This is a genomic window from Stenotrophomonas sp. YJH_SMC_119, from assembly GCF_059368315.1.
Genome location: NZ_JCAFRP010000009.1, coordinates 54,261 through 70,659, shown reverse-complemented (window position 1 = coordinate 70,659; position 16,399 = coordinate 54,261). Strand labels below are relative to the sequence as shown.

Below are 16,399 nucleotides of genomic sequence, written 5' to 3'. Positions count from 1 at the left end.
TGATAATGGCGCCATTCCGAACTTTCCGGCCGCGCCTGCGGCCAGGACCCCTGCAATGACCTACGCAAAGCACAACGCAAAACCCGGCGCGAAATCCGCCGCAAAGAAGTACTACAAGCACTGGGCCGAATCGGGCCTGGGCAAGGGCAACGTGCTGATGGAAGCGCGCGGCGACAAGATCGTGCGGCAGGTGGAAATCTACGGCACCAAGATGGTCTGGGCCGACGAGCACGCCCACAGCGATGACCGTTTCCTGCTGGCCGACCAGCCGGTGTCGTTCCTGGATTTCGACGAGGACGACGAAATCTCCGCGCGTGAATTCGAAGCCGCCTGGAAGAAGGCACGGGAAGCGACCGGTTACCCGGTGTAATCCCCCCGGCATCCGCCCTTGTAGCGCCGAGCCTTGCTCGACGCTGCAGAAGCGGGCATGTGAAATGTTATATGATTACATTTCACCGCAACTGCCTCCTTCCCATGAAGACCTCCACGCTTGTGGCCGCCCTGGCGGCCGCACCGTTCGCCCCTGAAGCCTTCGCGCAGTCGGCCGACGCCGCGCTCACCCTCGGCAAGGTGCAGGTGCACCAGCACGGCGAAGGCCAGCTCAGTGCGCACCAGGTGCTGACCTCGGTGGACGTGCTGGGTGCAGACCAGATCGAAAACCGCAACGTTTCGCAAAGCTGGGAACTGCTTGGGCAGATGCCCGGCATCCAGCTCACCGAAACCCGGCAGGGTGCCGAATCGGGCAAGGTCAGCTTCCGCGCCTTCAACGGCGAGGGCTACCTCAACGCCATCAAGACCCTCATCGACGGCATCCCCAGCAACGTCAACAGCGGCAACCAGCGCTTCATCGACATGCTGTTCCCGCTGGACATCAGCTACATCGAAGTGGTGCGCGGGACCAACGACCCGCGCTATGGGCTGCACAACATCGGTGGCAACGTGAACTTCGGTACGCGCCAAGGCGGCAGCTACACCGATGCGCGCCTGGCCTACGGCAGCTACAACACCCGTGATGCACAGCTGGCGGTTGGCCGCGAAGCCAATGGCTTCGCGCAGAACTATTTCGTCGGCACCCAGGCCAGCGATGGTTATCGCGACCACGACACCTCCAGGAAGTACTCGCTGGGCGGCAAGTGGTTCTTCGGCACGCTGGACGAAGGGCTGCGCGTGGGCCTGACCGCGCGCGCCTATCACCATGAGGCCGACGAACCCGGCTTCATGACCGCCGGGGAACTGCGCACGCACCGCCGTGGCAGCGAGCTGCGCAACGGCAATGATGGCGATGACCGCGACATGCGGCAGATCGCCGCGCACGTCGACCTGAAGCTGTCCGACGCACTCACCTTCGGCACGCGGCTCTACTACAACCGCTATGAAGACGACCGCCGCGTGACCTTCAGCGACCTGCCCACCGGCAACCTGCCGCGTCAGCGCCGCGTGTGGGATGAGCGCCAGACTGGCCTGTTCAGCACGCTGACCTGGCAGGCCAGCCCCGCGCTTACCGTCGAAGGCGGCTTGAACTACGAGCAGCAGGACAACGGCTATATCCGCGAGCGCTACGCCTACGCCGAACCGACCGATTACAGCCAGCCGCCGGCGCGCGTGCAGAACGACGACCGCCACAGCTTCGACAACTGGGGCGCCTACGTGCAGGCCATCTACCGGCCCGCCGAGGCGTGGAAGATCGTGCCGGCCTATCGTATCGATCGCTTCAGTGGCAGCACGCACCTGATGAACGGCGTCCGCGGACGCCTGCAGGACTACGGCACCATCGGTCAGCCCAAGCTGAGCGTCATCCACAGCCTGGGCCAGACCACCCACGTCTATGCCAACTGGGGCCGCACCTTCCAGGTGCTGACCGGCTCCACCGCACCGGCCTATCTCACCCCGGGGCAGGCGCCGCTGCAGCCGTCCACCAATACCGGCATGGAGCTGGGCCTGAAGTTCCAGCCGTTCCATGGCGCCCAGGCGCGCCTGGCGGTGTGGCAGCAGGACGCGGAAAACGAGGTATCCAACATGCCGGCCACCGGCACCACGGTCACCTTGGGCAAGACCCGCCGACGCGGGGTGGATGCGCAGCTGAGCCTGCAACTGGGCGACGACTGGACGGTCTGGGCCTCGCACGCCTACCAGGAAGCGAAGATCACCCGCGACGACCGCGATGCCGGCATTTCCCTGCAGGGCCGCAAAGTGGCTGCCACCCCGCGCCATATCAGCAATCTGGGTGTGGATTACCGCGCCGCTGATGCGCTGCGGCTGGGCCTGCAGGCGCGTGCACAGGGCGATTACTATCTGGAAGAACGCAACGTGGCCGGCAAGTTCGGTGGCTTCGCCGTGCTCGACCTCAGTGCTGCCTATCAGCTCACCCCGCGTTTCAGCGTGGACCTGCAGCTGAAGAACGTCACCGGCCGCCAGTACGCCTACGTCTGGTACGACAGCTTCTTCTGGGACAGCGCCCGCCCGATGTTCTCGCCGGCCCCGGGCCGCAGCGTGTTCGTCGGCCTGAACATGAAGCTGTAACCGGCCACGCATCTGGTAGTGGTCGAGCTTGCTCGACCTGCGGCAGGGGTCAGAGCCCTTTCCTCACGGAAAGGGATCCGACCCCGGACCCCGCAGCGCAAGGGGTCAGATCCCTTTCCGCGCGGAAAGGGCTCTGACCCCACACCAGCGTTTTGCACTACATTGGTGCAATGTCCGACCCCTCTCCCCCGCCGTCCCTCGATGCCCTGGGCACGCCGCTGGCCTGGGCCGGGGCCGATGGCTGCATTGCCGGCTGCAATCCGGCCTTCGCCCGCTGGCTGGGTGTCAGCGTCCGGCGCCTGCTGGGTCGGCCATTGGCCGCCCTGGAAGTGCAGGGCGAGGCGTTGGCCCATTTCCTGGCCCGCGACGAGCGCGACAGCCTGCGCCTGAACCGGCTGGCGCTGGCGGTGCCCGGCGAGGCGCCGCGCTTCGCCGAGGGCTGGATGAGCCGCCGCGACGATGGCGGCTGGCTGCTGGAGGCGCATCCGGTTGATGAGTTCCCAGGACTCGATCCCACCCAGGCGCTGCCCAGCGCGCTCAGTGCGGCGCTGAAGGGCCTGGCCCACGAGCTGCGCAACCCGCTGGCCGGGCTGAAGGGCGCGGCCCAGCTGCTTGCCCGGCGTGCGGCGCAGCGCGACGCCAGCGAACGTGAGCTGATCGAACTGATCGGTTCGGAGATCGAGCGCCTCAACGGCCTGCTCGACCAGCTGCTGTCGCCGGCCCCGGCCGCGCCGCATGCCGAACTGAACATCCATGCCGCGCTGGAACGCGTGCTGCGCCTGGCCGAGAGCGAAGCCGGCTGGGCGGTGCGCCTGCAGCGTGACTACGACCCCAGCATCCCCGAATTCCATGGTGACGCCGACCGCCTCACCCAGGCGGTCTGGAACCTGGTGCGCAACGCGATCCAGGCCGGCGCCGGCAACATCACCCTGCGTACCCGCGTGGAGCATGGCGTGCGCATCGCCGAGCAGCTGCACACGCTGGCGTTGCGCCTGGAAATCGCCGACGACGGCCGTGGCGTGCCGGAGGAACTGGCTGAACACCTGTTCCTGCCCTTGGTCAGTGGCCGTGCCGAAGGCACTGGCCTGGGCCTGGCGCTGGCCCAGCAGGTGGCGCGCGAGCATCGCGGCACGCTGACCTACCGCTCGCGCCCGGGCCATACCGTGTTCACTCTGCTGCTGCCGATCGTCAGCGGCGCCGCCCCGGCCGAGGAGGCCCCGCGCGATGTCTGAGTCTTCTTCGTCCCCGCAGCGCATCTGGGTGGTCGATGACGATCGGGCCGTGCGCTTCGTGCTGTGCACCGCGCTGCGCGAGGCGGGCTACCAGGTCCTCGATTTCGACAGCGCCGCACCCGCCCTGCAGGCGTTGAGCGAAGGCCCGCCACCGGCGCTGCTGTTCACCGATGTGCGCATGCCCGGCGACGATGGCCTGGTGCTGCTGGACAAGCTCAAGGCCGCGCTGCCGCAGCTGCCGGTGGTGGTGATGTCGGCCTATACCGATGTAGCCAGCACGGCCGGCGCGTTCCGCGGTGGTGCGCATGAATTCCTGTCCAAGCCGTTCGATCTGGACGATGCGGTGGCACTGGCGCAACGGGTGCTGCCGGCCGTCGCACCGGCATTGGCAGCGGCCACACCTGCGGCCGAAGCGCATAGCGACCAACCGCCGCAACTGGTGGGCGATACCCCGCCGATGCGCGCGCTGTTCCGCGCCATCGGTCGCCTGGCGCAGGCACCGCTGGCGGTGCTGATCACCGGCGAGACCGGCACCGGCAAGGAGCTGGTGGCCAATGCGCTGCATCGCGAATCACCGCGCGCGCAGGGGCCCTTCGTCGCGCTCAATACCGCTGCAATCCCGTCCGAGCTGCTGGAAAGCGAGTTGTTCGGCCACGAAGCCGGCGCCTTCACCGGCGCGCAGCGCCGCCATATCGGCCGCTTCGAGCAGGCCGATGGCGGCACACTGTTCCTGGATGAGATCGGCGACATGCCGCTGCCGTTGCAGACCCGGCTGCTGCGCGTGCTGGCGCAGGGCGAGTTCTTCCGCGTCGGTGGCCGTGAACTGATCCGTGTCGACGTGCGCGTGGTCGCCGCCACCCACCAGGACCTGGAAGGGCTGGTTGCACAAGGAAAGTTCCGCGCCGACCTGCTGCACCGCCTCGACGTGGTGCGCCTGCAGCTGCCACCGCTGCGCGAGCGCCGCGAGGACATCGCACAGCTGGCCAGTACGTTCCTGGCCGCCGCCGCGCGCAAGCTGGATACGCCGCCGAAGCGCCTGACCGCGGCCGCACTGCAGGCGCTGCGCGAACACGACTGGCCGGGCAACGTGCGCGAACTGGAAAACGTGTGCTGGCGGATGGCGGCGTTGGCGGCCGCCGACACCATCGGCGTGGCCGACGTCGATACCGCGCTCAACCGTACGCGCGGTCGTCGCAGCAGCACCACCAGCGCCGATCCAGGGCAGTGGGAAGCGCTGCTGGCCGAATGGGCACGCCGTCAGCTGGCCGAAGGCGTGGAAGGGCTGCACGCGCAGGTGCGCGAGCGGGTCGACCATGCCCTGCTGGAGGCCGCGCTGCAGATCACCCACGGCCGCCGTGCCGAAGCCGCGGCCCGCCTCGGCCTTGGCCGCAATACCCTTACCCGCAAGCTGGGCGCCGGACGCCGCCGCGGGGGCCATTGAACGGCCCCTGCACGCGATCCTCGCGCCCGCTTGCCGAACTGTTGATCGTTCATGGACGATGCAACGCTTAGTGTCATCTGCAAGGAGTCCTTGATGCGTCTGTCCTTTGCCATCCTGCCGTTGTCCGCCGCCGTGCTGCTGTCTGCCTGCGGCAGCGCGCCGAAAAAGACCGAACCTACTCCGCCGCCGCCGACCGTGGTCAGCGCAGCGAAGCAGGGCGAGGCCAATATTGCGCCGGCCTCGGCCAGCATTGTCAGTGGCCGCATCGCACTGATGGTGGAGCCCGGCGGTATCCACATCACCGGCCTGATCGGTGGCCTGCAGCCGATGCAGCAGGCCGGCTTCCACATCCACGAGCGCGGCGACTGCAGTGCGGTGGATGCCAGCAGTGCCGGCAATCACTTCAATCCCGGTGGCGCTGCGCATGGCCGCGCCGGCACCGGCAAGCACCACCTGGGCGACATGGACAATCTGCGTGCCGACGCCCAGGGCCGCGCCAACGTCGATATCCACCTCAAGGGCGTTACCCTTGGCGGAGGCGCCGCCACCGATATCGCCGGACGTGCACTGGTCGTGCATGCCAACGCCGACGACTATCGCAGCCAGCCCGCCGGCAATGCCGGCGTCCGCATCGCCTGTGGCGTGATCCGGGTTGTCCGCTGATCACTGCAGGCATCATCCAGGGAGAGATTCCATGCGCTTGATCCACACTTCGCTGTTCGCAGCCATTGCTGCGCTGGGCCTGGCGGCCTGCAACCAGCAGCCGGCCGCGCCGCAGGCTGAAACCCCGCCGGCCGCGCCGGCCGACGGTGCTACCACCGAACCGGCTGCAACGCCGGCCCCGGCGGCTGCACCGGCTGCCGATGCTACGGCCAGCGCCGAGCTGGCACCGACCCAGGGCAACGAGACCAAGGGCAGCGTCACCTTCAAGGTGGTCGATGGCAAGGTCCACGTGACCGGCCAGATCAGCGGCCTGAAGCCGGGCAGCGAGCACGGCTTCCACATTCACGAGAAGGGCGACTGCAGCGCCCCGGACGGCATGAGTGCCGGTGGCCACTTCAACCCGGGCAAGCAGGATCACGGCAATGTCGCCACCGATCCGCACCACGGCGGCGACATGCCCAACATCAAGGCCGACGACAAGGGCGTGGCCACCATCGACGGCCCGGTGTCGAGCAACGTCAACATCGGCAAGGGTGATGACTTCGACATCATCGGCCGTGGCCTGATCGTCCACGCCGATGCGGATGACTACAAGACCCAGCCGACCGGCAACGCCGGCGCGCGCCTGGCGTGTGCGGTGATCCAGAAGGCGCCGTAAGCGCGCTTTTGCTGGAAATGGAAAACGCCGGCGCAAGCCGGCGTTTCTCATGATCGGTAGTGCCGGCCGCTGGCCGGCAATCGCGGATCCGGATGTTGCCGGCCAGCGGCCGGCACTACCCGTCTTCAGCGCGCCAGCAGTTCGCGCGCGTCCTGCCCGGCCTCGCAGTGCACGAACAGCACTGCGGCCATTTCTGCTGAAACGGAAAACGCCGGCGCAAGCCGGCGCTTTTCCTGATCGGTAGTGCCGGCCGCTGGCCGGCAATCGCAAATGCGGAGGTTGCCGGCCAGCGGCCGGCACTACCCGTCTTCAGCGCGCCAGCAGTTCGCGCGCGTCCTGGCCGGCCTCGCAGTGCACGAACAGCACTGCGGCTATTTCTGCTGAAACGGAAAACGCCGGCGCAAGCCGGCGTTTTTCCTGATCGGTAGTGCCGGCCGCTGGCCGGCAATCGTAGATCCGGATGTTGCCGGCCAGCGGCCGGCACTACCCGCCTTCAGCGCGCCAGCAGCTCGCGCGCGTCCTGGCCGGCCTCGCAGTGCACGAACAGTACCGGCACGCCATGCGCTTCCAGCACCGCGGCCATCTGCCGCTGGCGCATCAGGAACTGCTCGTAGATGCCCTTCAGGCGGTCGCAATCGTTCTTGCCGTGATCGTAGTGCGCGCACCAGCCGGCCGGATCGAACAGCGCCATGCGTGCTTCGCCATGCGTGTAACGCAGCAGCGGCTCGGGCGCGGCGTTGAGCCATTCGTCTTCACCGGGGGCCATGATCGCGGTCTCGATCAGCGGCCACAGCGCAGCCAGGCCCTGGTTGTCGTACTGCATCGACATCATCGCGGCCAGATCATTCACAGTGAAATAGCGCGCGTGCTCGATGCGGGCACCGAAGGTGTTCTGCGCCATCAACGCGGTGTCGGCATGGGCCATGCCGTTGGCCAGCAGCGTGTCTTCCAGCGCCTCGGCCACCGCATTGGTCGTCGCCACGTCGCTGCCGGTCAGCAGGAACGGCACCACGCGCAGGCCGCCGCCCACCAGGCTGGCGTCGGCCTGGAACGGTAGCGGCACGTCGCCCTGGGCGTCGGTACCAAAGGCCAGCAGGCGCGGGCCCTGGTTGCGGCCCGGGGCACGCATCTGCAGTTCTTCCAGGCGGCGGTGGATCGGCCAGCCCGGGCGCAGCACTTCGGCCGGGTCGAAATGGGCGGCGGCGAACACCAGGTCCAGCTCGGCCACCTGCGGCACCAGCTTGGACAGGTCGCGGCCGACGCGATCGGCCAGTTCACCGGCCTGTTCGGCGCTGAGTACCGCCTGGCGGGGGATTTCACCGCCGGCCAGTTCCAGGGCCAGCACGCCAAGGGCATTCATCGCGGGGTCGGGTTTGCTCATGGTTCCACGGTTGGCCCATCACAGGGCGGCAGCTACACTTGGCTCCATTATGCCTGCTCCGCCGTGCAGGCCATGTTGCAGACACCCTCATCCATGCCAGGTATCTCCATGCCCAACGCTCGTCCCGTCGCCATCCTCGGTGGCGTCCGCATTCCGTTCTGCCGCCAGAACACCGCGTATTCGGATGTCGGCAACCTCGGCATGTCGGTCCGTACGCTGGGCGCGCTGGTCGAACGGTTCGGCCTGCACGGCCAGCAGCTGGGTGAAGTGGCGATGGGTGCGGTGATCAAGCACTCCAGCGACTGGAACCTGGGCCGTGAAGCCACGCTGTCGTCCGGCCTGTCGCCGCTGACCCCGGGCATCACCCTGCAGCGCGCCTGTGGCACCTCGCTGGACAGCATCATCACTGTCGCCAACAAGATCGCGCTGGGCCAGATTGAATCGGGCATCGGCGGCGGTTCGGACACCACCTCCGACGTGCCGATCGTCTACGGCAAGAAGCTGCGCGCGCGCCTGCTGGCCGCCAACCGCGCCAAGAGCACTGGCGACAAGATCCGCGCGCTCACTTCCGGCTTCAAGTTCTCCGAGCTCAAGCCCGAGTTCCCGGGCGTGGCCGAGCCGCGCACCGGCAAGAGCATGGGCGACCACTGCGAGGACATGGCCAAGGAATGGAACATCTCGCGCGACTCGCAGGACGAGTGGGCGGTGTCCTCGCACAAGAAGCTGGCCGCTGCCTATGAGCGCGGTTTCTTCAACGATCTGATCGCACCGTTCCGTGGCGTCGAGCGCGACAACATCCTGCGTCCGGATACCTCGCTGGAAAAGCTGGCCACGCTGAAGCCGGCCTTCGACAAGGTCTCCGGCCGTGGCACCCTGACCGCCGCCAACTCCACGCCGCTGACCGATGGCGCCGCCGCGGTGCTGCTGGCCAGTGAAGAGTGGGCGCGTGCGCACGGCCATGAGCCGCAGGCGTACCTGCGCGATGCGCACGTCTCTGCGGTGGACTTCGTGCATGGCGAAGGCCTGCTGATGGCACCGACCGTGGCCGTGCCGGAGATGCTCAAGCGCAACGGCCTGACCCTGCAGGACTTCGACATCTACGAGATCCACGAGGCCTTCGCTGCACAGGTGCTGTGCACCCTGCGTGCGTGGGAGAGCGAGGATTACTGCCGCAACCGCCTGGGCCTGGATGCACCGATGGGCCGCATCGACCCGGACAAGATCAACCTGCTGGGCTCGTCGCTGGCCACCGGCCACCCGTTCGCCGCCACCGGTGCACGTGTGATTGCTACCGCAGCCAAGCAGCTGGCCGAACGCGGCGGTGGCCGCGCGCTGGTGTCGATCTGCACCGCCGGCGGCATGGGCGTGGTGGCGATCGTCGAACGCTGAGCATCACGGTAGTGCCGGCCGCTGGCCGGCAGCGCTGGTACGAAAACGCCGCCCTGTGGGCGGCGTTTTTTTGTCCGGTGGGTGCCGACCGTTGGTCGGCATGCTTCACGGCAACCGCGGGTTGCCGAACTCGTCGCGCTCTTCGTTGGCGTCATACACCGGGGGCTGCACCGCGATCGGCTGCTCTTCCACCGTGGCACGCAGTGGCGCCTCGCTGCCGCGCACCAGCGCCACGCTGTCCTCGCCGCGCTGCAGTCGCAGCGCATTGGCCAGGCACTGCGCGGCCAGCGCGTGCTCGCCACGCTGCGCGAACAGTTCACCCAGTGCCTCCCACGCCGGGGCACCGGCGCCGGCGGCGATGGCCTCGTGCAGGAACGTATCGGCGGCATCCCACTGCTGCTGGGCCAGGGCGACGCGGCCCTGCGCCAGATGCAGTGCGGCCGAGCCATCATGCACATTGCGCCAGCGCGCCAGGTTGGCCTGGCGGGTTGCCAGGCGCTCGGCCGGCAGGCGGCCGTACAGCGCCACCAGTTCGTCGTCCCAGCGCTGGTCCAACGCCTGTTCCAGCGCCAGCAGCGCCGGCTCATCCCAGTTCAGGGCCACCGCACGGCTGGCATAGGCGCCCACCACGTCCGGGGTCGGCCGCAACGCCTTCGGCGTGGCTTCCCACTGTGCGGCCAATGCGTTGACATCGGCCGCTTCCAGCAGCGCCTGTGCGGCCAGGCGGGCTTCCAGTTCGCTGTTCGATTCGGCCGGCAGTACCTTGCTCTGGCGCAGCGCGCCCAGCTGGCCATAGGCCTCGTGTGCGCGGCCGGCACGCGCCAGCGCTTCGGTACGCAGCCACAGGCCGCGCGGCGGCAGCGGCTGGATCGCCGCCACGTCCAATGCGTTGATCGCATCCACCGGCAGATCGCGCGCCAGCAGCTGTTCGGCGCGCAGCAGCGCCTGCAGGGTGGCATCGCTCTCGCCAAGACGCTGCAACAGCGCTTCACCGGCGGGGCCGTCAGCACGTGCCTGTGCGCTGCGCACGGCATTGGCCAGCGCCACCGCACTCACTTCCGGGTCCTTGGCAGCGCCATCCAGCAGCTTCTCGGCACGCTGCCACTGGCCGTGCTCGTAGGCCTGCAGGCCGTCGATCAGGCGCACCCGGCCCTGCTTGCGGCGGTAGCGGCCCCAGGCGCGGAACGGTGCGGCAATCAGGCTCCACACCAGCCACAGCACCAGCACTGCGATCACCGACAACAGCGCCACCTTCGGCAGGTTGCTGTGGTAGTCGTAACCGCCGTAGCGCAGGGTCACTTCACCGAAACGGTTGAGGTCATCGGCGCCCAGCCATTGCGCGGCCACCACGCCGATGGCCACCGCCAGCAACAGCACAACCAGGGATTGCAGGGGTTTCATGCGGGATTACCTCCGGTCGGTCTGGGTGCGCAGTTGCTGCAGGGTGCTGCCAAGCACGGTGTTGCTGGCCTGCAGCGGAAGCTCGCGCAAGGCCTTCAGTTCAGCACGTTGCGCGCGCAGGGCCGGTGAATCCGGCCAACGCCGCTGTGCCCAGTGCTCTACGCGTTCCAGTGCGGTATCGCGGCCCGTGCGGTCGCCGCGTTCGATCGCGGCGCGCGCCAGGGTCAGTTCCAGCTGCAGGGCGTCGTCGGCATTGCGACGTTCGGCGGCGGTCAGCGGGCCATTCTGGCGGCTCGGGGTGATGTCCACGAACGGGGCCAGCGTCGATTGCCACCACGGTTTTGCGGTGTCGGTTGCAGCGTTGCCGGTCACCTGCGACGGCAGCCCCTGCAATGCCCTGGCCAAGGCATCCAGCCGCTGCAGCGACTGCACGCGCGGGCCGGCGCCCAGCGCATCGAGTGCATCGCGCTCCTGCACCAATGCCTGGCGCAGGTTCAGGCCATCGCTGTCGGGCAGATCGGCCAGCGCGGTGGCGGCCTGTGCATACAGGCGGCGCGCGCCTTCCACATCGTCGGCATAATTCAGCCGTTGCGCCGCCTGGGTCAGCAGCAGTTCGGCCTCATCGCGCTGTACCGCCTGGCGGCCCTGGTTGGCGCTGTCGGCCAGCTTGGCCAGGTTCTCTTCCAGCAGCGCACTGCGCTGCGAAAGGCCCAGCATCTCGTCGCGCAGCACGCGGTTGGTGGTCGCCGCATCCTGCAGCCGCTGGCTGGTCGCGCGCTGGTCGCGGCGCAGTGCATCCAGCGTCGCCTCCAGGCCCTGCAGCTGCACGGCCATGGTCTGTGCCTGCGCTTCCTGTTCGTGCTGTTGCTGCTGCCAGACGTACCAGCCGGCATAGCCGCCCACGCCAAGCACGACCACCCCGGCCAGCGGCAGCAGCCAGCGCACGGGTCGACGGGGCGGGGAAACGGGCGGAGTCTCGTTCATGGGGCTTCCTTGTCGGCAACGTCGCCGGTCAGGATCCGGCAGGCCGCGTTGTGCACAGCATCACTGTTGCCGACCACAGCGGCAAGCGTGACCCACGTCCCTGTTCAGGTCGCTGCCGGGACGGTGAGCGTGGCGTGTGCAGCGGCCACCAGCTGTGCCGTGGTGGGCCCGGCCGCGCGCACCACGCGCTGCAGCCCCAGTGCATGCGCCTGATCGCCCAGCCGTTCGCTGGCCACGACGACGGTGGCCTGGGCCTGCAGGCGTTGCTGCAATGCCGGCGGAAGCTGCTGCCAGAAATGCAGCAACGCCTCACCACTGCTCACCGCCAGCACCCACGGCTGCGCTGAATGCGCCAATCGAACCAGCGTGCGGGGCGACAGGCGCAGCAGGCGGCGCTGGTAGACATCGGCACGTTCGATCGTGGCGCCTGCGGCCTGCAGGTGTGCAGCAATCAGCCCGCGTCCGCCGGGCGCGGTGACCAGTCCGATGCGCAGGCCCCGCGCCTCGGCCAGCACCGGCAGCGCCAGCAGGCCCTCGCTGTCCATCCGCTGCGGTGCATGCACCTCGCCGACGCCCTGCGCCCGCAGCGCGCGCGCGGTGCCTTCGCCCACGGTCAGCCACGGGCTGCGTTGCGCCTCGGCCAGTGGCAGCAGGGTGGCGGCCGCGGTCACGGCGGCCGGGCTGGTGAACACCACCCGATCGCAGTTCAGCGCGCGTTGCAGCTGACGCACCACTGGCATGCCGTTCAAGCGCTGCAGGCGCCAGGGTGGCAGGGCCACCACATGCCCGCCCAGCCCAGCAACGGCGCGGCGCAGCGCGGAATTCTGGCCCTGCGGTCGCAGCGAAATGAAGGTCCAGCCCGGCTCGGAACCGGCGGCGCCAGTGGGTATCGTATGGTCGGCCATTGCCTGCATTATGCGGGCCCTTCGTTGTCGTGGTCTCTGCTCCGATGTCCGTTGATGCTCTGACTTCCTCGCTGGCCGCCCTGCAGGACGTGCTGGACTGCATGCCGGCGGTCCGCGCCATGCAGATCCAGCTCGACGGCTATGCCGATGGCGTGCTGCGCATCACCGCGCCGCTGGCCGCCAATGTCAACGACAAGGGCAACGCCTTCGGTGGCAGCCTGGCCTCGGTGCTGACCCTGTCCGGCTGGGCGCTGGTCAGCCTGCGCCTGCGCCTGGCCGGCCACGATGCCGAGGTCTACGTGGCCGACAGCAACCTGCGCTACCTGGCGCCGGTCTACGAAGACCTGCACGCCCACGCCGAAGCGGCCGAGGCCACCGGCTGGGACGCCTTCCTGAACACCTTCCGCCAGCGCCGCAAGGCCCGCATCAGCATCATCGCCACCCAGCCCGGTGCCGATGGCAAGCCTGCCGCAGAGTTCAGCGGTCGCTTTGTTGCCTTCGCCAAAGGGTAGGATGGCAGGCTGACGTTCTGGGGAAACCACCGATGCGCCGCCTCATCCAGTTCCTGATGTGTTCCCTGCTGCTGGTCAGCGCCGTGGCTTCGGCCGACGACCTGAGCCGCAAGCAGCGCAAGCTGCTGGAAGAGACCCAGATCGCCTACGGCGCCACCATCCGCTGGGGCAGCATGGACGATGCCATCGGCTATCTGGACCCCAAGCTGCGCAAGGAAAAGCCGCCTACCGAGTTCGAGCTCAACCGCTACGCGCAGCTGCGCGTGTCGTCCTACCGCGAGCGCAGCAGCGCGGCGCTGGAAGGCGGCCTGGTCGAGCGCCGGGTCGAAATCGGGGTGATCAACCAGAACACCCAGGCCGAACGCACCGTGATGGTGGTCGAGCGCTGGCGCTGGGATCCGGAGGCCAAGCGCTGGTGGCAGACCGCCGGCCTGCCGGACCTGTGGAAGGGGCAGTGACGGGCCGCGTCCGGCTTGTGCGACAATCGGCGCCCGCTTAATCGACCCGTGACCTGAGTGAATTACGAAGAGTTGCTGGCCTTTGCAGGCCGAAACCCGATGCTGTCCGCGGCCCTGGTCGGCCTGACCGTGGCCATCATCGTCACCGAGATCCGCCGCCTGTTCCGGGGCTTCAAGGGCATCAAGCCCGCCGAACTGACCCAGCTGATGAACGCGGGCGGCACGGTGGTGGTCGACCTGTCGGCCAGCGGTGACTTCGAGAAGGGCCACATTGCCGGCAGCCGCAACGCCCAGGCCAGTGCCTTCGGCCCGGACAACAAGCTGGTGGCCCACGCCAAGCAGTCGCCGGTGGTGCTGGTGTGCCGCAGCGGCAACGCCTCGGAAACCGCCGCCAAGGCGCTGAAGAAGGCCGGCTTCGAGAAGGTCTACGTGCTCGACGGCGGCATTCCCGCCTGGCAGCAGGCCGAGCTGCCGCTGGTCAAGGGCCGCAACTGATTGCCGCAGGTGGCGGATCCGGCCTTGTATGGGCCTGATCCCGCCCCCATCGCAGTAATTCGACCATCGTTTTCATTGCATTCATTGGAGTTACTGGAAATGTCCGAAGAGATCACCAACGGCGCTGCTGCGCCGGTCGATGCCGCCACCGGCCCCGCTTTCACCGTCGAGAAGATCTACGTCAAGGACGTCTCCTTCGAGTCGCCGAACGCCCCGACCATCTTCAATGACCAGGTGCAGCCGGAGCTGCAGCTGAACCTGAACCAGCAGGTGCAGCGCCTGGGTGAGAACGCCTTCGAAGTCGTGCTGGCCGTGACCCTGACCTGCCAGGCCGGTGAGCGCACCGCCTACGTGGCCGAAGTGAAGCAGGCCGGCGTGTTCGGCCTGGTCGGCCTGGACCCGCAGTCGATCGACGTGCTGCTCGGCACCCAGTGCCCGAATATCCTGTTCCCGTACGTGCGCCAGCTGGTCAGCGACCTGATCCAGGCCGGCGGCTTCCCGCCGTTCTTCCTGCAGCCGATCAACTTCGAAGGCCTGTACGCAGAAACCCTGCGCCAGCGCCAGGAGCAGGGCGACGCACCGTCGCTGGCTGACTCCGAGCCGGCTGGCAACGCCTGATTCCTGCCGCGACGTCACGGATGAGCACTACCGCTGACAAGATCGCCGTGCTTGGCGCCGGTTCCTGGGGAACCGCGCTGGCCAGCCTGCTCGCACGGCACGGTCATCCGACCGTGCTGTGGGGGCGCGATGCTGCCGTGGTCGAAGCCATCGACCAGCGCCACGAGAACCCGCGTTACCTGCCGGGCATCCCGCTGCCGGACAGCCTGCGTGCCACCACCGACCTGGCGTCGGCGGTGGAGGGCGCGGCCTGGATCCTGGTGGTGACCCCCTCGCATGCCTTCGGCGAAACCGTGCGTGCGCTGGCGCCGCTGCGCCCGGCCGGTGCCGGCGTGGCCTGGGCCACCAAGGGCTTCGAACCCGGTTCGGGCCGCTTCCTGCATGAAGTGGCGCGCGAAGTGCTGGGTGAGGACGTGCCGCTGGCCGTCGTCACCGGGCCGTCGTTCGCCAAGGAAGTCACCCAGGGCCTGCCGACCGCGATCACCGTGCACGGCGACGTGCCCGAGTTCGCGCAGACGGTGGCCGAGGCGATGCATGGCCCGGCGTTCCGCGCCTATACCGGCGACGACATGGTCGGTGCCGAGCTGGGCGGCGCGATGAAGAACGTGCTGGCCGTGGCCACCGGCGTGGCCGATGGCATGCAGCTGGGCCTCAACGCCCGTGCCGGCCTGATCACCCGTGGCCTCAACGAGATGCTGCGCCTGGCCGCTGCCATCGGTGCCAAGCCGGAAACGCTGATGGGCCTGGCGGGCCTGGGCGATCTGGTGCTGACCTGTACCGGCGACCTGTCGCGCAACCGCCGCCTGGGCCTGGCCCTGGGCCGTGGCCAGACGCTGCAGGATGCCGTGCGCGAAATCGGCCAGGTGGTCGAATCGGTGCAGACCGCCGACGAAGTGATGCGACAGGCGCGCCGCCATGGCATCGACCTGCCGATCTCCGACCGCGTGCGTGCCGTGCTGCATGGTGAGCAGACGCCGGAAGAAGGCCTGCGCGCATTGCTGGCGCGGGAACAGAAACCGGAATACCCGGACACGCTGTTCAAGTGAATCGAAAAACCCCGGCTACGTGCCGGGGTTTTTTTGTGCCCGTGCCATCCACACATGGCGTGGATCTACGACGGACCCCGCTTCTGGTAGCTGCCAACCTTGGTTGGCGCCCGGCGGCAGCAATCACCGCGCCCGCGGCGGCGCGCTGGTGTTGTCCATGTCCGAAAAGATCAGCCACCGCCCATCACCCACGCGCTTCAACGTGAGCGTGAACTTGCCGGTATCGCCCACGTTGTTGCCGTAGCTGTACGCACCAATGATGTAGCCCGTATTCCCCTCCACCGCATACGCCAAGGCACGCAGCCGCAACGGACTGCTGCCCTGGCCGGCATACGCGGCCTCGATCGCACTGCGGCCGCGCACCGGCGGCTGGTTGCTCTGCAGCACAAAGCCATCCTCGGCGAACAGCGCACCCAATGCCTTGGCATCACCCGTGCGCCACGCCTGCTCGTAGTCGCGCAGTACACGGTCCAGCGGTGCGGGCAGCGCGATATCGGGAAGCGGCTGTGCGGGCTTCGCGCCTTCTGCATCGTGGGCAATTGCCGGCGATGCCATCAGCAGGGCACTGCAGAAGATCATGGCGAGTCGTGTGCGGCGCATGCGTCCAGGCCCTGGCGATGATGGGAAGGCTTCAGACGCATCCTAGCGCGCCGCTGGTTAGAATCACGCGGCCGCCGATTTGGTGGATGCAGCGCA

17 protein-coding genes are annotated in these 16,399 nt (G+C 68.2%); 12 read left to right on the top strand and 5 right to left on the bottom strand.

Annotation, left to right across the window (positions count from 1 at the left end; translation table 11 throughout):
* The first annotated feature begins 55 nt into the window (after positions 1 to 55).
* The 6 genes from AC5P6S_RS14575 (at position 56) to AC5P6S_RS14550 (ending at position 6,514) form a co-directional block, all read left to right on the top strand.
* Positions 56 to 370, top strand: a complete 315-nt coding sequence (locus AC5P6S_RS14575; RefSeq protein WP_005411860.1) for a hypothetical protein — start codon at positions 56 to 58, stop codon at positions 368 to 370.
* Positions 371 to 474: 104 nt separating this feature from the next.
* Entirely contained in the window at positions 475 to 2,520 is a 2,046-nt protein-coding gene (locus tag AC5P6S_RS14570) for a TonB-dependent receptor (protein WP_495204647.1), read from the top strand.
* A 170-nt stretch (positions 2,521 to 2,690) separates the two neighbouring features.
* Complete coding sequence (locus AC5P6S_RS14565) at positions 2,691 to 3,752, top strand: two-component system sensor histidine kinase NtrB (protein WP_049459769.1); 1,062 nt, start codon at positions 2,691 to 2,693, stop codon at positions 3,750 to 3,752.
* Positions 3,745 to 5,193 carry a nitrogen regulation protein NR(I) gene (gene ntrC / locus AC5P6S_RS14560; protein WP_005411863.1) on the top strand — a complete coding sequence of 483 codons (1,449 nt, stop codon included), beginning with the start codon at positions 3,745 to 3,747 and terminating at the stop codon, positions 5,191 to 5,193. Before AC5P6S_RS14565 ends, ntrC begins: the two co-directional genes overlap by 8 nt.
* 93 nt (positions 5,194 to 5,286) lie before the next feature.
* A complete protein-coding gene (locus AC5P6S_RS14555) occupies positions 5,287 to 5,856 on the top strand; it encodes a superoxide dismutase family protein (protein WP_012478734.1) in 570 nt (189 codons plus the stop codon).
* A gap of 31 nt (positions 5,857 to 5,887) precedes the next feature.
* Entirely contained in the window at positions 5,888 to 6,514 is a 627-nt protein-coding gene (locus tag AC5P6S_RS14550; RefSeq protein WP_005411864.1) for a superoxide dismutase family protein, read from the top strand.
* A 493-nt stretch (positions 6,515 to 7,007) separates the two neighbouring features.
* Here AC5P6S_RS14550 and AC5P6S_RS14545 read toward each other — a convergent pair whose 3' ends face one another.
* On the bottom strand, positions 7,008 to 7,895 hold the full coding sequence (locus AC5P6S_RS14545) for a hypothetical protein (protein ID WP_005407588.1): 888 nt from the start codon (positions 7,893 to 7,895) through the stop codon (positions 7,008 to 7,010).
* Positions 7,896 to 7,988: 93 nt separating this feature from the next.
* Here AC5P6S_RS14545 and AC5P6S_RS14540 point away from each other — a divergent pair, with 93 nt between their 5' ends.
* Positions 7,989 to 9,284 carry an acetyl-CoA C-acetyltransferase gene (locus tag AC5P6S_RS14540; protein WP_012478738.1) on the top strand — a complete coding sequence of 432 codons (1,296 nt, stop codon included), beginning with the start codon at positions 7,989 to 7,991 and terminating at the stop codon, positions 9,282 to 9,284.
* 105 nt (positions 9,285 to 9,389) lie between these two features.
* Here AC5P6S_RS14540 and AC5P6S_RS14535 read toward each other — a convergent pair whose 3' ends face one another.
* The 3 genes from AC5P6S_RS14535 to AC5P6S_RS14525 form a co-directional block, all read right to left on the bottom strand.
* Positions 9,390 to 10,685 carry a heme biosynthesis HemY N-terminal domain-containing protein gene (locus AC5P6S_RS14535; protein ID WP_065183496.1) on the bottom strand — a complete coding sequence of 432 codons (1,296 nt, stop codon included), beginning with the start codon at positions 10,683 to 10,685 and terminating at the stop codon, positions 9,390 to 9,392.
* Between the two features lie 6 nt (positions 10,686 to 10,691).
* Positions 10,692 to 11,669: a uroporphyrinogen-III C-methyltransferase gene (locus AC5P6S_RS14530; RefSeq protein WP_012478740.1), complete on the bottom strand. Its 978-nt coding sequence runs from the start codon at positions 11,667 to 11,669 to the stop codon at positions 10,692 to 10,694.
* 104 nt (positions 11,670 to 11,773) lie between these two features.
* Positions 11,774 to 12,583 carry a uroporphyrinogen-III synthase gene (locus AC5P6S_RS14525; RefSeq protein ID WP_065183497.1) on the bottom strand — a complete coding sequence of 270 codons (810 nt, stop codon included), beginning with the start codon at positions 12,581 to 12,583 and terminating at the stop codon, positions 11,774 to 11,776.
* Positions 12,584 to 12,618: 35 nt separating this feature from the next.
* On the opposite strand from AC5P6S_RS14525, the gene AC5P6S_RS14520 reads away from it, so the two are divergent.
* The 5 genes from AC5P6S_RS14520 to AC5P6S_RS14500 all read left to right on the top strand — a co-directional run bounded on the left by AC5P6S_RS14520 (position 12,619) and on the right by AC5P6S_RS14500 (position 15,703).
* Entirely contained in the window at positions 12,619 to 13,086 is a 468-nt protein-coding gene (locus tag AC5P6S_RS14520) for a YiiD C-terminal domain-containing protein (protein WP_005407593.1), read from the top strand.
* A gap of 32 nt (positions 13,087 to 13,118) precedes the next feature.
* Positions 13,119 to 13,544: a hypothetical protein gene (locus tag AC5P6S_RS14515; protein WP_005407594.1), complete on the top strand. Its 426-nt coding sequence runs from the start codon at positions 13,119 to 13,121 to the stop codon at positions 13,542 to 13,544.
* A 57-nt stretch (positions 13,545 to 13,601) separates the two neighbouring features.
* Positions 13,602 to 14,039 carry a rhodanese-like domain-containing protein gene (locus AC5P6S_RS14510; RefSeq protein WP_060380899.1) on the top strand — a complete coding sequence of 146 codons (438 nt, stop codon included), beginning with the start codon at positions 13,602 to 13,604 and terminating at the stop codon, positions 14,037 to 14,039.
* A gap of 99 nt (positions 14,040 to 14,138) precedes the next feature.
* Complete coding sequence (gene secB, locus AC5P6S_RS14505; protein ID WP_004153553.1) at positions 14,139 to 14,657, top strand: protein-export chaperone SecB; 519 nt, start codon at positions 14,139 to 14,141, stop codon at positions 14,655 to 14,657.
* A gap of 20 nt (positions 14,658 to 14,677) precedes the next feature.
* Complete coding sequence (locus tag AC5P6S_RS14500; protein ID WP_005407597.1) at positions 14,678 to 15,703, top strand: NAD(P)H-dependent glycerol-3-phosphate dehydrogenase; 1,026 nt, start codon at positions 14,678 to 14,680, stop codon at positions 15,701 to 15,703.
* 123 nt (positions 15,704 to 15,826) lie between these two features.
* Here the strand turns inward: AC5P6S_RS14500 and AC5P6S_RS14495 are convergent, their stop codons facing one another.
* The gene (locus AC5P6S_RS14495; protein ID WP_099523401.1) at positions 15,827 to 16,282 is read right to left on the bottom strand and encodes a YybH family protein; all 456 of its coding nucleotides are present in this window, start codon (positions 16,280 to 16,282) and stop codon (positions 15,827 to 15,829) included.
* Between the last annotated feature and the right edge of the window lie 117 nt (positions 16,283 to 16,399).

Bases quoted from the DNA above. Each gene is read 5' to 3' on its own strand.
- AC5P6S_RS14500 (WP_005407597.1), top strand. From the start codon at position 14,678: ATGAGCACTACCGCTGACAAGATCGCCGTGCTTGGCGCCGGTTCCTGG.
- AC5P6S_RS14535 (WP_065183496.1), bottom strand. From the start codon at position 10,685: ATGAAACCCCTGCAATCCCTGGTTGTGCTGTTGCTGGCGGTGGCCATC.
- AC5P6S_RS14555 (WP_012478734.1), top strand. From the start codon at position 5,287: ATGCGTCTGTCCTTTGCCATCCTGCCGTTGTCCGCCGCCGTGCTGCTG.
- AC5P6S_RS14565 (WP_049459769.1), top strand. From the start codon at position 2,691: ATGTCCGACCCCTCTCCCCCGCCGTCCCTCGATGCCCTGGGCACGCCG.
- AC5P6S_RS14530 (WP_012478740.1), bottom strand. From the start codon at position 11,669: ATGAACGAGACTCCGCCCGTTTCCCCGCCCCGTCGACCCGTGCGCTGG.
- secB (WP_004153553.1), top strand. From the start codon at position 14,139: ATGTCCGAAGAGATCACCAACGGCGCTGCTGCGCCGGTCGATGCCGCC.
- AC5P6S_RS14515 (WP_005407594.1), top strand. From the start codon at position 13,119: ATGCGCCGCCTCATCCAGTTCCTGATGTGTTCCCTGCTGCTGGTCAGC.
- AC5P6S_RS14545 (WP_005407588.1), bottom strand. From the start codon at position 7,895: ATGAGCAAACCCGACCCCGCGATGAATGCCCTTGGCGTGCTGGCCCTG.
- ntrC (WP_005411863.1), top strand. From the start codon at position 3,745: ATGTCTGAGTCTTCTTCGTCCCCGCAGCGCATCTGGGTGGTCGATGAC.
- AC5P6S_RS14550 (WP_005411864.1), top strand. From the start codon at position 5,888: ATGCGCTTGATCCACACTTCGCTGTTCGCAGCCATTGCTGCGCTGGGC.
- AC5P6S_RS14495 (WP_099523401.1), bottom strand. From the start codon at position 16,282: ATGATCTTCTGCAGTGCCCTGCTGATGGCATCGCCGGCAATTGCCCAC.
- AC5P6S_RS14540 (WP_012478738.1), top strand. From the start codon at position 7,989: ATGCCAGGTATCTCCATGCCCAACGCTCGTCCCGTCGCCATCCTCGGT.
- AC5P6S_RS14525 (WP_065183497.1), bottom strand. From the start codon at position 12,583: ATGCAGGCAATGGCCGACCATACGATACCCACTGGCGCCGCCGGTTCC.
- AC5P6S_RS14520 (WP_005407593.1), top strand. From the start codon at position 12,619: ATGTCCGTTGATGCTCTGACTTCCTCGCTGGCCGCCCTGCAGGACGTG.
- AC5P6S_RS14575 (WP_005411860.1), top strand. From the start codon at position 56: ATGACCTACGCAAAGCACAACGCAAAACCCGGCGCGAAATCCGCCGCA.
- AC5P6S_RS14570 (WP_495204647.1), top strand. From the start codon at position 475: ATGAAGACCTCCACGCTTGTGGCCGCCCTGGCGGCCGCACCGTTCGCC.